Here is a 14398-nt window from a genome sequence, read left to right on the forward strand (position 1 = left end):
CCTTACTTCTTGAGTTCCTTGGCGACGTACGCGGCGAGGGATTCCTCCCAATCCGCCGGCGTGTAGCCCGCCGCCTCGATCTTCGTCAGGTCGAGCGCGGAATGCACCGGACGCGGGGACACCGGGCCCTTCGCGTTCGCGAAGTACTCGGCCGTCGAGATCGGCTTGACCCTGTCGCCATTGCCGTTCGTCCGCTCGAACACCGCCGCCGCGATCTGAGCCCAGTTCCTGACGGCGCCGGAACCGGTCAGGTTGTACGTGCCGTACGGCGCATGGCTGTCGAGCAGGTGGAAGATCGCCTCGGCCATGTCCTTGGTGAACGTCAGACGGCCGTACTGGTCGTCGACCACGGTCACCTGGTCCAGCCGGTCGTCCGGGTCGGCGACGCGGTTGGAGAGCATCATCATGGTCTTGACGAAGTTGTGGCCCTCGCCGATCACCCAGCTCGAACGCAGAATGTAGTGCTCCGGCGCGTTCGCCACGGCGATGTCGCCGGCGGCCTTGGTCTGCCCGTACACGCCCAGCGGCGCGAAGTTTTCGGTCTCCGCATGCTGTTCGCGCGTGCCGTCGAACACGTAGTCGGAGCTCACGTGCACGAGCGTGATGTGATGGTCCTTGGCGACCTTGGCGAGCAGCGCCGGGCCCTGCGCGTTCGCCTTCCACGCGATCGGACGGCCCTCCGCGGTCTCGGCCCTGTCCACGGCCGTGTACGCGCCCGCGTTGATGATCGTGCTGTACAGCGACCAGTCGTACTTGTCGTAGGCGGCCGGATCGGAGAAATCGAACTCGTCGATGTCGGTGTACTCGAAGCCCTGCAGATGATGCGCCTCGGCGTAGGCGCGGATCGCGTGGCCGAGCTGGCCGTTGCAGCCCGTCACCAGCGTGCGCTTCGGAGCCATCGGCTTGGCGTCCCTGAGCATCGGATGATGCAGGTCCGCCTCGGAACGTTCGGATTCGGACAGCGGGATCGGCCACTGGATGTTCAGCTCGGGATCCGCGAGGTTCACGAACGTGTACGTCCTCTTCTGCTCGAGCGACCAGTGCGCGTTCACCAGATACGTGTACACCGTGCCGTCCTCGAGCGCCTGGAAGCTGTTGCCCACGCCACGCGGCACGTAGATCGCCTTCGACGGGTCCAAGCGCGTCGTGTACACCTGGCCGAAGCTCTCCCCCGGGCGAAGATCCACCCACGCACCGAAGATCGAACCGGCCGCGATCGAAATGTACTTGTCCCACGGCTCCGCGTGGATGCCGCGAGTCACGCCCTTCGTCGCATTGAACGAGATGTTGTTCTGCACCGGACCGAAATCCGGCAGACCCAGCGCGGTCATCTTCGCACGCTGCCAGTTCTCCTTGAACCAGCCACGATTATCGCCATGCACCGGCAGATCGAACACCAGCAGTCCCGGAATATTCGTCTCCGTGACTTTCAGTTCCTTCTCAAAATCCATGTTTTCCGTCCTTATCGTTCATCACCGTACAGTTCGGCACACGTTTCACCGCCGCAGACACCGTCCCGGCCCATGGCCCGAACGTTGCGGCACACGGCATGAATGAGGGAGAAAGCCTTCGAAAGACCACTCTCGAACGCTCTCTCCCTCAGACGAAGATCACTGGCCCTGCGCCTTGTACTTGGCTTCGGTCGCGGCCTTGGCCGGCTCCCACCACGCACGGTTCTCCGTGTACCAGGCGATCGTCTGCTCGAGACCCTTCTGGAAGTCCGTGTGCACCGGCCTCCAGCCGAGTTCGGTCTGCAGCTTGGTCGAGTCGATCGCGTAGCGGCGGTCGTGGCCCGGACGGTCCTTGACCCAGTCGAAGTCGTCGGGATCCCTGCCCATCACGGTCAGGATGTCGCGCAGCACGGTCAGGTTGTTCCGCTCGCCGTTCGCGCCGATCAGATACGTCTCGCCCAGACGGCCCTTGGTCAGGATCGTCCACACGGCCGAACTGTGGTCCTCGGTGTGGATCCAGTCGCGCACGTTCAAACCGTTGCCGTACAGCTTCGGCTTGAGACCGTCGAGGATGTTCGTGATCTGACGCGGGATGAACTTCTCCACATGCTGGTACGGGCCGTAGTTGTTCGAGCAGTTCGAGATCGTCATGCGGATGCCGAACGTGCGATGCCACGCGCGCACCAGCAGGTCCGAGCTCGCCTTCGTGGAGCTGTACGGGCTCGACGGATGATACGGGGTCTCCTCGGTGAACTTCGCCGGATCGTCGAGCGCGAGGTCGCCGTACACCTCGTCCGTGCTCACATGATGGTAGCGCACGTCGTACTTGCGGCACGCCTCCAAGAGGCGGAACGTGCCCTCGACGTTGGTCTTGAGGAACGGCTCCGGATTCGCGATCGAGTTGTCGTTGTGAGACTCGGCCGCGTAGTGCACGATCGCGTCGTGGCCCGGCACGATTTTGTCGAGCAGCTCGGCGTCGCAGATGTTGCCGTGCACGAACTCGACACGGTCGCCGAGGATCGCCTTGATGTTCTCGAGATTGCCCGCGTAAGTCAGAGCGTCGAGCACCGTGACGTGCACGTCGGGATGGTTGTTGTACACGTAGTGGACGAAATTCGAGCCGATGAAACCACAGCCACCGGTCACGATGATGTTATGAGGAGTAAACACTTCTTCAGCCATACACACCAGCCTAACCCAAACCACCCCCGAACCAGACTCCACATCTCATACCCCCGTTAGCCCCCTCCATCTTTCTTCGTCATCCGGCTTTTCCCAACGGACATCCAGCCGATTCCACCCCCTTAATCGGCTGTATGTCCGTTAAGGGAAAACAAGCAATGTCGATCCTGATCATCATCCCTCTCTTCCTCAACGGACATACAGCCGAAACACGCCGTCCGATCGGCTGTATGTCCGTTAGAGGTAAAGGACTGGCATCAGCTGAACGAGCGATCCTTCGACTCTTCCTTCAACGTACATGCAGCCGATTTCACCCCTTTAATCGGCTGTATGTACGTCAAGGGAAAACGAACATATGACAATTCGGACCACAAATCCATCCCTTTCTAACGGACATCCAGCCGATTACACGCCCCTAATCGGCTGCATGTCCGTTAGGGGGATGCGGGACGACAGGGACAGGAGGGAACGCCGCCGCGCGCCGGCAACGGATCGCGCCGCGACACGGTACGATATATCGCGGCGAATGGCGAGAAGGAGCTCCAATCATGGTCGATCAGGCACCCGAACAGACACGTACACAGACGTCCGAACCGGCATCACACGCATCCTCAACACAACGCAACTCGATCGCATCCAATCAGCGAGACTCACACACACCCGACCCACGCGCACCGCGCAACCCGCGCACATCCGACGCACACAGTCTGCGCGAACCCACCCCGCGTACCCCGCGCGACCCGCATACACCACGCACGCCACGCACGCCACGCACCACGCGCAACCCGCACCAACTTCGCAGGCCAACGCTCTCCCCCACCGTCGGCAAACTCATGCTGCTGGCGTGCGCGATGCTGTGGGGCGGCAGCTATCCGACCGCGAAGGTCGCGATGACCGCCGTCACACCGCAGTGGCTCATGGCCATCCGTCTGCTGGCCGCATCGCTCATCATGTTCATCCTGTTCCGCAAGCAGATCACGCCGTATCTCAACCGCCGCATCATCGTGCCCGGTCTGCTGGTCGGCGTGACGTACTGGGGCACGATGTGCAGCCAGACGGTCGGTCTGACCATGATCGAACCGGGCCGCAGCGCGTTCCTGACCGCCGCGTACTGCGTGATCGTGCCGTTCACGTCATGGCTGCTCATGAAGCAGCGCCCCACGATCCGCAACCTCGTGGCCGCCGTGCTGTGCCTGACCGGCGTGGGATGCGTGTCGCTCAGTTCCGGACTGGGCACCCTGTCGATCGGACTGGGCGATCTGCTCACGCTGCTGTGCGCGCTCGTGTTTTCGTTCAATCTGGTATGGCTGGGCAAGTTCGGCCGCGTGATTCATCCGGTGGCGCTCACGTTCGCGCAGTTCATGACGGCCGGCACGCTGTTTCTGGTCGGTGCGATCGCGACCGAACCGGCGCCGTCCGCGACCTGGCTGCGGCCAAGCATCCTGCTGTGCCTGGTCTATCTGTTCTTCGGCGCGACGATGACCGCGCAGATCATGCAGAACGTCGGTCTCAAGGTGACGCCGCCTTCGCAGGCGTCGCTCATCATGTGTCTGGAGACGGTGTTCAGTCTGCTGTTTTCGGTGCTGTTCTACGGCGAGCGCGTCGAGGCGGCGGCCGGTGCGGGCTTTGTGCTGATCTTCTCCGCGATCCTGTGCTCACAGATCCATCTCAACGGTCGTATGCTCGAGCGGCTTTCGCATAAGTGACAGCCTGCGGTGGCTTGACCTCGAAGTGGGCCGGCGATGCGTCGCCGGTCCAGAGCCGCACCACACACCGTCGCGTTGCGTGAATCACGATACGCTGCGCTCGAAATCCCCCGGCGTGCCGCACGCCAGCCCACTAGGATAGGTCGTATGAACGATTCAATAACCTCAGCCGAGTGGGTCAACCCGCTGCGCGACCCGCGCGATCTGCGTCTGCCACGCATCGCCGGCCCATGCAGCATCGTGATCTTCGGCGTGACCGGCGACCTGTCACGCAAGAAACTGCTGCCCGCCATCTACGACCTGGCCAACCGCGGCCTCCTGCCGCCGAGCTTCGGCCTGACCGGCTTCGCCCGGCGCGACTGGACCGAGGACCATTTCAAGGATTTCGTGCGCGAGAACGTGATCGCGCACTGCCGCACCCCGTTCAAGGAGTCCACGTGGACCCAGCTGGCGGCCGGCATCCGCTTCGTGCAGGGCACGTTCGAGGACAAGAAGGCGTTCGAGCGACTGTCGAACACGGTGGCCGAACTCGACCGCGACCGCGGCACGCGCGGCAACCACGCGTTCTACATGTCCGTGCCGCCGCGCGACTTCCCGATCGTGGCGCGCCAGCTCGCCGACTGCGGCCTGTCGCGCTCTTCCGAGGGCGCGTGGCGTCGCGTGATCATCGAGAAGCCGTTCGGCCATGATCTGGCGAGCGCGAAGGCCCTCGACCACGTCGTCTCCGAGGTGTTCGACCCGTCGAGCGTGTTCCGCATCGACCACTACCTCGGCAAGGAGACCGTGCAGAACATCCTCGCGCTGCGTTTCGCGAACGCGATGTACGAGCCGATCTGGAACGCGAACTACGTCGACCATGTGCAGATCACGATGGCCGAGGACATCGGCGTCGCCGGTCGTGCCGGATACTACGACGGCATCGGCGCGGCGCGCGACATCATCCAGAACCATCTGCTGCAGCTGCTTGCGCTGACGGCCATGGAGGAGCCGGTCTCGTTCGCCGCGTCCGATCTGATCGCCGAGAAGACGAAGATCCTGTCCGCGGTCCGTCTGCCGCGCGATCTGGCCGCGCACACCGCCCGCGGACAGTATGCGGCCGGCTGGCAGGGTTCGCACGAGGTCGTCGGCTACCTCGAGGAGAAGGGCATCGACCCGTCGTCCACAACCGAAACGTACGCGGCGATCCGTCTCGATCTCGACACGCGCCGCTGGGCTGGTGTGCCGTTCTACCTGCGCACCGGCAAGCGACTCGGCAAGCGCGTCACCGAAATCGCGGTCGTGTTCAAACGTGCGCCGCACCTGCCGTTCGAGTCGACGGCGACGCGCGAGCTCGGCAAGAACGCGATCGTGATCCGTGTGCAACCCGATGAGGGCGTGACGATGCGGTTCGGCGCGAAGGTGCCGGGCGGCACGTCGATGGAGGTGCGCGACGTGTCGATGGACTTCAGTTACGGCCGTTCGTTCACCGAATCGTCGCCGGAAGCGTACGAACGGTTGATTCTGGACGTGCTGCTCGGCGATCCGCCGCTGTTCCCGACGACCAAGGAGGTCGATCTGAGCTGGGAGATCCTCGACCCGATCGAGGACTTCTGGTCGACGCTCGGCCAGCCGCAGCCGTACCGCGCCGGCACATGGGGACCGGAAGAAGCCGATGAGATGCTCGCCCGCGATGGACGCCATTGGAGGATGCCATGATTATCGATATGCCGAACACGCGGACCCGTGAGATCTCGCGCAAGATCGACGAACTGCACGAGGAACGCGGCGAGTCCGCGACCGGCCGCGTGCTCACGCTGCTCATTTCGACCAACGAGGATGAGCTGGAGCATGCGCTGGAACTGGCGAATGCGGCGAGCCGCGAGCATCCGTGCCGCGTGATCGCGATCAGCCCGAAGCGCGGGGCGGCCGCGGCCGGCGGTCAGAAGGCCGCGGTGGCCGAGAACGATGCGGACGCGCAGGACGAGGAGTCGAACCTCGACGCGCAGGTGCGCTTCGGCGCGGACGCCGGCGCGGGCGAGATCATCGTGCTGCATCCGCGCGGCGGGCTCGTGCACCATCAGGACACGCTCGTGATTCCACTGCTCGTGCCGGACGCGCCCGTGGTGGCGTGGTGGCCGACCGAGGCGCCGGCGAATCCGTCGAAGGACCTGCTCGGCGCGATGGCCCGCACGCGCATCACCGACGCGATGCGCTCGTCGAACCCGTACCGCACAATCGCCGACCTGCGCCGCAACCAGTCGTCGAAGAACGTGGACCTGTCGTGGACGCGACTGACCGTGTGGCGTGCGATGCTGGCGACGATGCTCGACCAGCCGCCGCACCTGCCGATCAGCACCGTGCGCGTGACCGGACCGAAGGGCTTCCTGCCGATGGACATGCTGGCCGCGTGGCTGCGTCTGCGGCTCAACGTGCCGGTTACGGTGGAGGATGTGCCGGGTGCGACCGCCGTGACCGGCGTGTATCTGACCCGCTCGGACGGCGTGCTCAGTTTGGAGCGGCCGGATGCGGATGGCGGCGTGGCCGTGATCAGCATGCCGGGCGCCTCGCCGCAGACGATCAGCGTGCCCGCGCGTACACTCGAGGAATGCCTGAGCGAGGAGCTGCGCCGGCTTAATCCCGACGAGGTCTACGCCGAGGTCATCACCGAAGGCTGGGACCTCATCCATCCCACCGACTGATCATTTCGACCATATTGGCTCCCCTCAGGGAGGGGAGCTGTCGGCGAAGCCGACTGAGGGGAGCAATCAATCACATGACCACCCGTACAACCATCATTTATCGCGATCCAACCATCCTCGCGCAGGCAGTGGCCGCGCGTACGCTGCTGACGATCGGTGATCTGCTGGCCGAGCCGGGCCGCACGCGCGTCGACATCGCCGTGACCGGCGGTACCGACGGCAACCGCGTCTTCCACGAACTGTTGGCCAGCCCGCTCACCGAAGCGGTCGACTGGTCGCGCGTGCATATCTGGTGGGGCGACGAACGGTTCGTCGCCGCCGACAGCGACGACCGCAACGTCAAACAGGCCCGCGGCGAGTTCCTCGACGCGATGACCGGCGCCGGACTGCTGCCGGAGTCGAACATCCACCCGATGCCCGCCGACACACGTTCGGACGAGGAAATCGCGGCCGCGTCACCCGAACAGACCGATGCCGTGCTTGCGGCGGCAGCGGCCGAATATCAGGCCGAACTGGTCGCGGAACTCGGCCCGGAGCCGGCGCTGGACATCGCGATGTTCGGCATGGGACCGGACGCGCATTTCGCATCGCTGTTCCCCGGACTGCCGCAGGTGCTCATCGATGACCCGCATGTGTTGGTCGCCGGCGTGCGCGACTCGCCCAAGCCGCCGCCGCTGCGATTGACGCTCACCGTGCCGATGATCGCCCGGTCGCGCCACACATGGGTGTTCACCTCCGAGGAGCGCAAAGCCCCGGCCGTGGCGGCGGCGTTCGCCCGCCCGCGCAACCCTCAGGCCCCCAGCTCCTTCGCCGACGGGCAGGAGCTGCTGTGGCTCATCGACAAGGGCGCGGCGAGCAAGCTCTGACGGACGGCATACACGCATAACACTAACGCTGGGACGACGAGTGGCGGTTTTCTCTCGCTGAGCGCATGCTCAGCGAGAGAAAACCGCCACTCGTATTAGTACGGCTCAGGAGCGATCAGGCTTCGATCTCTTCACGATCCTTGGTGCCTCCGGCCCTGCAATTACGGACTCGCCTACGGCGAGACTCAATGCCGCCTCGCGGCTGTCGCCGCTCAGCCGAAGGCTGCGCGCAGTCCACCGGGCTGCGCTCTCGTCCTACGATCTCCGCTACGCTTCGATCTCCGGACGACCGTCTTCGGCCCAAAGAGTGTGGAACGCACCCGGCATGTCGACGCGCTGGTAGGTGTGGGCGCCGAAGTAGTCGCGCTGGCCCTGGATCAGGGCGGCGGGCAGACGCTTCGAGCGCAGACCGTCGAAGTACTCGAGCGAGGAGGCGAACACCGGGACCGGCACGCCGAAGGAGATCGCGCGGGTCACGACGCGACGCCACGAGGTCTGCGCGGTCTCGATCGCATCCTTGAAGTACGGCGCGAACAGCAGGGAGACGTTGGCCTCGCCGGACTCGAACGCGTCGGAGATGCGGTTGAGGAACTTCGCACGGATGATGCAGCCGCCGCGCCAGATGCGTGCCACCGCGGCCAGATCGATCTTCCAGTCGTACACCTTCGCGGCTTCGGTAATCTCGTTGAAGCCCTGCGCGTACGCGACGATCTTGGACGCATACAGCGCCTCGCGGATGTCGTTGATGAACGCGGCCTTCTCGGCGGAATCCATCGGCACCACGCCGTGCGGGCCTTCGAACGCCTGCTTCTGGGCCTCGGCGCGCAGCTCGGTCTGGCCGGACAGGCCACGGGCGAACACGGCCTCGGCGATGCCGGTCACCGGCACGGCCAGATCAAGCGCGGACTGCACGGTCCACGTGCCGGTGCCCTTCATGCCGGCGTGGTCAACGATCACGTCGACGAGCGGCTTGCCGGTCTTCTTGTCGACCTGATGCAGCACATCCGCGGTGATCTCGATCAGGTACGAGTTCAGCTCGGTCTTGTTCCATTCCTCGAACACGTCGCCGATCTCGGCCGGAGTCATGCCCAGCGCGCGACGCATCAGATCGTAGCTTTCGGAGATGAGCTGCATGTCGGAGTACTCGATGCCGTTATGCACCATCTTGACGAAGTGGCCGGCGCCGTTCTCGCCGATGTGCGTAACGCACGGCTCTCCCTCGGCCTTGGCCGCGATCGACTCGAAGATCGGCTTGAGGGTCTGCCAGGACTCCTCGGAACCGCCGGGCATCATGGACGGTCCGAGCAGCGCGCCTTCCTCGCCGCCGGAGACGCCGCAGCCGACGAAGTGCATGCCGCGGGCGGAGATGGCCTTCTCGCGGCGGATCGTGTCCGGGAAGTGGGCGTTGCCCGCGTCCACGATGATGTCGCCCGGCTCCATGAGATCGGCGAGCTGATTGATCATGTCGTCGGTCGGCTGACCGGCCTTGACCATGATGATCGCGGTGCGCGGCTTCTTCAGCGAGTCCACGAACTCGGCCATCGTCTTGGCCGGGAAGAACTGGCCCTCGTCACCGTGCTCGGCGATGAGCTTCTCGGTGCGCGAGTAGTGGCGGTTGAACACGGCCACCTTGTTGCCGTGGCGCGCGAGGTTGCGGGCGAGGCTGGCGCCCATCGCAGCAAGACCGACAACGCCGACGTTTGCTTCAGCGGACATGGTTATCCTTTCGAATATTTGGCATACATATTCCGCATATCAGTTTATAACCCGGCCGCCACAATCGGCCATGCCCACGGCAAAAGTCGGCAACAAATCAGCTCCCGACCATCTCATCCGCGACATTCCCGCACGTCATCCGTAACGTCATCCGCGACATCATCCCGTAACACGATCCTTAACACAACGTTCACAACGTGAGACACACAAGAACAATCACACGCAGACTCTTACGATGGCGAGGTACATCCGCAAAACGGAACGCATTCATTCACGTACATGTAGTAATAAGAGAGAGAATTTCGATGGAAAACGTGAAGAAATTCGCCGATTGGCTGACCAAGTGGTTCACGGCGATCGTGATCGTCTGGGCCGTGTTCAACTACTTCGTGCCGCAGACCTCGCTGTGGGGCAAGGCGTACACCGGCTACCTGCTCGGCATCGTGCTGTTCGGCATGGGCCTGACGCTGACGCTGGACGACTTCAAGCGCATCCTCACCCAGCCGCTCATGGTGGTCGTCGGCACCATCGCGCACTTCGTGATCATGCCGCTTATCGCCGTGCTGCTGTGCTGGATCTTCCGCCTCGATGGCCCGCTGGCCGTCGGCGTGATCCTCGTCGGCTGCTGCCCGTCCGGCACCTCGTCCAACGTGATGAGCTACCTGTCGCGCGGCGACGTGGCGCTCGACGTGTCGATCGGCATCCTGTCGACCCTGTGCGCGCCGTTCATGATCCCGCTGCTCATGCAGTGGCTGGCTTCCCAGTATGTGGCCGTGCCGGTCGAGTCCCTGTTCCTCAACGCCGTCAAGGTCGTGCTCTTCCCGATCGCGCTCGGCGTGATCTGCCACATGATCTTCGGCAAGAAGATCGAAACCGTCACCGTAGCCCTGCCGATCGTCTCGCAGGTCGCCATCCTGCTCATCATCGGCGTGGTCGTCGCGGCCAACGGCCCGAAGCTGTTCGTCGCATCCTCGCTCATGGCCATCCCGGTCGTCATCCTGCACAACCTCTCCGGTTACGCGCTGGGTTTCGGCTTCTCCAAGCTTATGTACAAGATCTACCCGAAGGGCTTCCGTTACGCACAGCAGAAGGCTATCACCTTCGAGGTGGGCATGCAGGACTCCGCGCTGGGCGCGACGCTGGCGCTGACCTCGTTCGCCTCCAACCCGATCGCGGCCGTGCCGTCCACGTTCTTCTCCGTGTGGCACAACATCTCCGGCTCCATCCTGTCGAGCTGGTGGCGCAACCACGATGACCGTCATGAGATCCACTGGGATTCCGACAACGGCGAGAAGGGTTCCGCGAAGGACGCCGATGCGACCAGCGAGCACGCGTTCGACGCCGACAAGAAGGCCACCGCGGCTAAGTGATCTGATTGGCCGTCTCTGATCGGCTGATCTGATCCGATCCCATCGCCGCCGTAGTGCACATAAGGCCGTAACTCAACACGATCTACGTTCTCCTGTTGAGTTACGGTCTTTCCTATACCCAAAGACGGCCGTAACTCAACAGTAACCGTTCGATAGTGTTGAGTTACGGCCGTTTACGGTAACGACAACGACCGTAACTCAATGACAGACGCGACATAATGTTGAGTTACGGCCGCCGCGCGATCCGCTACAGCGTCTTGACGAACTCGCCCAGCCGACGCAGACCCTCGGCGAGCGCCTCGCGCGAGGCGGCGTACGACAGGCGCACGTGCGTATCGGCCGTCGCCGGTCCGAAGTCACGCCCCGGGGTGAGCGCCACGTGCGCTTCGTTCAGCGCACGTTCGCAGAATGTCCACGCGTCCAGACCAGTCGAAGTGATGTTGAAGTACGCGTAGAACGCGCCGTTCGGCTCCACCTCAAGCGGCAGCCCGATCGCGCGCAGCCCGTCGACCACGATGCGCCGGCGCGCCAGCAGCTCCTGCCGCCGCTCCTCGCATACCGCAAGGCTTTCGGGCGTGAAGCACGCCACGGCCGCATGCTGGGTGGGCGTGTGCGCGCACAGATAGAAGTTCGTGGCGAGGTCGTCCACCGCCTCGATGGTGTTCTCGGGCACGACGGCCCAGCCGAGTCGCCAGCCGGTCATGCCGAAGAACTTCGAGAAGCTGTTGCATACGATCGCATCCGGGTCGGCGAGCAGCACCGACCGCACTTCGCTGCCGTCCGGTTCGCGATCGGCCAGGTCAAGGTACGTTTCATCGACGATGCGCCACGCGCCGCGTTCCCGCGTCAGATCACACACGGCCTTGAACGTGTCGAACTCGATAGTCGTGCCGGTCGGGTTCGACGGCGACGTGATCATCACGGCCTTGGTGCGCGCGCTCCACGCGGCGTCGACCAATTCGGGGGTCAGGTGGAACCGGGTCGCGGCGCTGGTCGGCACGTCCACGACCGTGCCTTCGAACGAACGCACCAGCTCGCGGTTGCATGGGTACGACGGATCGGCGATGATCACCTCGTCGCCCGGATCGACGGTCAGCGCGGTGGCCAACAATAGCGCCGCCGAGCCGCCTGACGTGATCACGATGCGGCGGGGGTCGATGTCGACGCCATGCTTGGTGCGGTAGAAATCCGCGACCGCACGCCGCAATTCCGGCAGTCCGAGCGCGGCGGTGTACGGCAGCGGGCGGCCGTCGTACTGCTCGCGCATCGCCTCGCGCACGGCCGGCGGCGCGCCGAAATCAGGCTCACCCAGACTCAGTTTGACCACATCGACGCCATTGGCGATCATCGTGTCGGCACGCTCGCCGAACACCATGGCGCGGAACGGCTGCGCCTCGCGTGCGCGGCGCGACATCACCGGTGATTGATTGTTCATTGTGCATCCTTACCTTGGTTGCTCACGATTGTAGGCGTGGAGGCGGAGCTCATCATGGGATTGTCCGCCGGATCGGCTGTGGGTTCGGCCGTCACGGCATCGGCCGTGGGTTCAGTCCCCTTCCCCGGTTCATCCGTCGCGTCATCGTCCGCCACGGTCCCCGTGATCTCGTCGATCAGCCGCTCCAACCGCGCCTCACGCGTCGCCTTCGTCAACTCGCATTCCCACACCACGATCACCTTCCATCCGGCCGCCCGCAACTCGGCGTGTTGCCGCACGTCGCGATCATGGTTACGCAGCAGCTTCGCACTCCAGAACTCGACGTTGGACTTCGGCATGGTATGTTTCGCGCAACCCTCGTGCATATGCCAGAAGCAGCCGTTGACGAACACGATCGTACGGTATTTCGGCAGCACCACGTCCGGGTGACCGGGATAGCGGCGATCGTTTTTGCGGAAGCGCAGCCCGTGCCGGAACAGATAGCTGCGCACGAGCACTTCGATCGCCGTATCTTTGCCGCGGATGTGCGACATGGTGTAGCTGCGCGTGCCGCGTGCGTACTTTTCCGGCGGGGTGACGGACCGGACGGACTTGGCGGTACGTCGGGTGGACTTGGCGGTACGTCGGGTGGATTGTCTGGATTGGCTGCTCACAAGATTCCATTATCGCCCGCGCGGACTCTAGAATGGTGTCGTCATATATCGACACGATTCAAGGAGGAACGATGAGCCGACTGAACGGACGCCGAGCCGAGGCCGAGGCGCAGGGACTGCGAGTGAACGTCGCGATTCTCGGCGCGGGACGCATCGCGCATCACATGGCCGAGACGCTGGTGAAGATGGCCACGGACCCGCGGTACGCCGATCTGATCGCACCGTACGCGGTCGCCGCACGTGACGGCGAGCGCGCGGCGGCGTTCGCGGCGCAGTACGGATTCCCGGTGTCGTACGGTTCGTACGACGAGCTGCTGGCCGATCCGGACGTGGATCTGGTGTACATCGCGACGCCGCACAGTCTGCACGCGGAGCAGGGCATCGCGTGTCTGCGCGCGGGCAAGAACATTCTGGTCGAGAAGTCGTTCACGGCGAACGCCGCGCAGGCGCGGGCGCTGCTGGACGTGGCCGAGGAGAGCGGGCTGCTGTGCACGGAGGCGATCTGGACGCGGTACATGCCGTCGCGTGCGATCATCGACGAGGTGCTGGCGTCCGGCGCGATCGGCGAGGTCAAGGCGATTGCGGCAAATCTGTGCTATCCGGTGTCCGACAAGGTGCGTATGACCGATCCGGCGTTGGCGGGCGGCGCGCTGTTGGATGTCGGCGTGTATCCGCTGAATTTCATCGATATGGTGATGGGCGGGCACGGCGAGGTGCCGGTGGAGCGGATCGACACGACGATGGTGCCGTATGCGACCGGCGTGGATGCGCAGAACACGATGACGCTGGTGTATGCGAACGGCGTGGTCGCGTCGGCCGCGTCGTCGATGCTGTGCGCGTCAGATCGCGGCGGGTATGTCTGGGGTACCGATGGGTACGTCGTGTGCCGGAACATCAATAACGTGGAGTCGGTCGATGTGTACGGTCTGGACCATGCGTTGGTGGAGCATCACGACGTGCCGGCACAGTTGACCGGGTACGAGTATCAGGTGGCCGCGGCGGCGAACGCGATTCTGGACGGGCGTCGTGAATGCGCGGAGATGCCGCACGCTGATACGTTGCGCATCATGGAGTTGATGGACGCGGTGCGTGATCGCTGGGGACTGCGGTACCCGTTCGAGTGAATAGCGACGCGCCCTCGACGTGAGTGACGCCCCTCGGCAGCGCCGCGAGTATCGTACTTCCTTTTATTAACGGGCATACAGCCGATTCGGACATGAAAAACGGCTGTATGTCCGTTGCCGTGAAGCGTATACCGTCTAGGGACACAGCCGAGCAGCATCAAGACTCTTCTCCCCTCGACGGACAACCAGCCGTTTTCGTCGTCCGAATCGGCTGCAT

At 64.0% G+C, this 14398-nt stretch carries 10 protein-coding genes and 1 pseudogene; 6 read left to right on the forward strand and 5 right to left on the reverse strand.

Annotated elements, in window-relative coordinates; genetic code table 11:
* Positions 1 to 2: 2 nt before the first annotated feature.
* A complete protein-coding gene (locus DSM100688_RS05885) occupies positions 3 to 1451 on the reverse strand; it encodes a sugar nucleotide-binding protein (RefSeq protein ID WP_152358213.1) in 1449 nt (482 codons plus the stop codon).
* Between the two features lie 159 nt (positions 1452 to 1610).
* Entirely contained in the window at positions 1611 to 2633 is a 1023-nt protein-coding gene (gene rfbB / locus DSM100688_RS05890; protein WP_152358214.1) for a dTDP-glucose 4,6-dehydratase, read from the reverse strand.
* Positions 2634 to 3181: 548 nt separating this feature from the next.
* Between rfbB and DSM100688_RS05895 the strand changes: the two genes are divergently transcribed.
* From DSM100688_RS05895 to pgl, 4 genes are all read left to right on the forward strand, one after another.
* Positions 3182 to 4339 carry a DMT family transporter gene (locus DSM100688_RS05895; protein WP_239519387.1) on the forward strand — a complete coding sequence of 386 codons (1158 nt, stop codon included), beginning with the start codon at positions 3182 to 3184 and terminating at the stop codon, positions 4337 to 4339.
* 147 nt (positions 4340 to 4486) lie between these two features.
* Positions 4487 to 6034 (forward strand): glucose-6-phosphate dehydrogenase, encoded by a 1548-nt coding sequence (zwf, locus tag DSM100688_RS05900; RefSeq protein ID WP_152358215.1) that lies wholly within the window; start codon positions 4487 to 4489, stop codon positions 6032 to 6034.
* Entirely contained in the window at positions 6031 to 7017 is a 987-nt protein-coding gene (locus tag DSM100688_RS05905; protein WP_152358216.1) for a glucose-6-phosphate dehydrogenase assembly protein OpcA, read from the forward strand. Before zwf ends, DSM100688_RS05905 begins: the two co-directional genes overlap by 4 nt.
* A 74-nt stretch (positions 7018 to 7091) precedes the next feature.
* Positions 7092 to 7883: a 6-phosphogluconolactonase gene (gene pgl / locus DSM100688_RS05910; protein WP_152358217.1), complete on the forward strand. Its 792-nt coding sequence runs from the start codon at positions 7092 to 7094 to the stop codon at positions 7881 to 7883.
* Positions 7884 to 8150: 267 nt separating this feature from the next.
* On the opposite strand, the gene gndA is transcribed toward pgl, so the two are convergent.
* Positions 8151 to 9599, reverse strand: a complete 1449-nt coding sequence (gndA, locus tag DSM100688_RS05915) for an NADP-dependent phosphogluconate dehydrogenase (RefSeq protein WP_152358218.1) — start codon at positions 9597 to 9599, stop codon at positions 8151 to 8153.
* A gap of 305 nt (positions 9600 to 9904) precedes the next feature.
* On the opposite strand from gndA, the gene DSM100688_RS05920 reads away from it, so the two are divergent.
* The gene (locus DSM100688_RS05920) at positions 9905 to 10969 is read left to right on the forward strand and encodes a bile acid:sodium symporter family protein (RefSeq protein ID WP_152358219.1); all 1065 of its coding nucleotides are present in this window, start codon (positions 9905 to 9907) and stop codon (positions 10967 to 10969) included.
* Positions 10970 to 11216: 247 nt separating this feature from the next.
* On the opposite strand, the gene DSM100688_RS05925 is transcribed toward DSM100688_RS05920, so the two are convergent.
* Together DSM100688_RS05925 and DSM100688_RS12360 are read right to left on the reverse strand one after the other, a co-directional pair.
* Entirely contained in the window at positions 11217 to 12383 is a 1167-nt protein-coding gene (locus DSM100688_RS05925) for a pyridoxal phosphate-dependent aminotransferase (RefSeq protein ID WP_163146895.1), read from the reverse strand.
* Between the two features lie 167 nt (positions 12384 to 12550).
* Positions 12551 to 12937, reverse strand: a pseudogene (locus tag DSM100688_RS12360) (very short patch repair endonuclease); the annotation flags it as partial.
* A 191-nt stretch (positions 12938 to 13128) separates the two neighbouring features.
* Between DSM100688_RS12360 and DSM100688_RS05935 the strand changes: the two are divergent.
* Positions 13129 to 14181 (forward strand): Gfo/Idh/MocA family protein, encoded by a 1053-nt coding sequence (locus DSM100688_RS05935; RefSeq protein ID WP_152358222.1) that lies wholly within the window; start codon positions 13129 to 13131, stop codon positions 14179 to 14181.
* Positions 14182 to 14398 lie beyond the last annotated feature (217 nt).

Origin of the sequence: Bifidobacterium ramosum (genome assembly GCF_009299505.1) — a bacterium.
GTDB classification, from domain to species: Bacteria; Actinomycetota; Actinomycetes; order Actinomycetales; family Bifidobacteriaceae; genus Bifidobacterium; species Bifidobacterium ramosum.

Bases quoted from the DNA above. Each gene is read 5' to 3' on its own strand.
- DSM100688_RS05885 (WP_152358213.1), bottom strand. From the start codon at position 1,451: ATGGATTTTGAGAAGGAACTGAAAGTCACGGAGACGAATATTCCGGGA.
- rfbB (WP_152358214.1), bottom strand. From the start codon at position 2,633: ATGGCTGAAGAAGTGTTTACTCCTCATAACATCATCGTGACCGGTGGC.
- DSM100688_RS05895 (WP_239519387.1), top strand. From the start codon at position 3,182: ATGGTCGATCAGGCACCCGAACAGACACGTACACAGACGTCCGAACCG.
- zwf (WP_152358215.1), top strand. From the start codon at position 4,487: ATGAACGATTCAATAACCTCAGCCGAGTGGGTCAACCCGCTGCGCGAC.
- DSM100688_RS05905 (WP_152358216.1), top strand. From the start codon at position 6,031: ATGATTATCGATATGCCGAACACGCGGACCCGTGAGATCTCGCGCAAG.
- pgl (WP_152358217.1), top strand. From the start codon at position 7,092: ATGACCACCCGTACAACCATCATTTATCGCGATCCAACCATCCTCGCG.
- gndA (WP_152358218.1), bottom strand. From the start codon at position 9,599: ATGTCCGCTGAAGCAAACGTCGGCGTTGTCGGTCTTGCTGCGATGGGC.
- DSM100688_RS05920 (WP_152358219.1), top strand. From the start codon at position 9,905: ATGGAAAACGTGAAGAAATTCGCCGATTGGCTGACCAAGTGGTTCACG.
- DSM100688_RS05925 (WP_163146895.1), bottom strand. From the start codon at position 12,383: ATGTCGCGCCGCGCACGCGAGGCGCAGCCGTTCCGCGCCATGGTGTTC.
- DSM100688_RS05935 (WP_152358222.1), top strand. From the start codon at position 13,129: ATGAGCCGACTGAACGGACGCCGAGCCGAGGCCGAGGCGCAGGGACTG.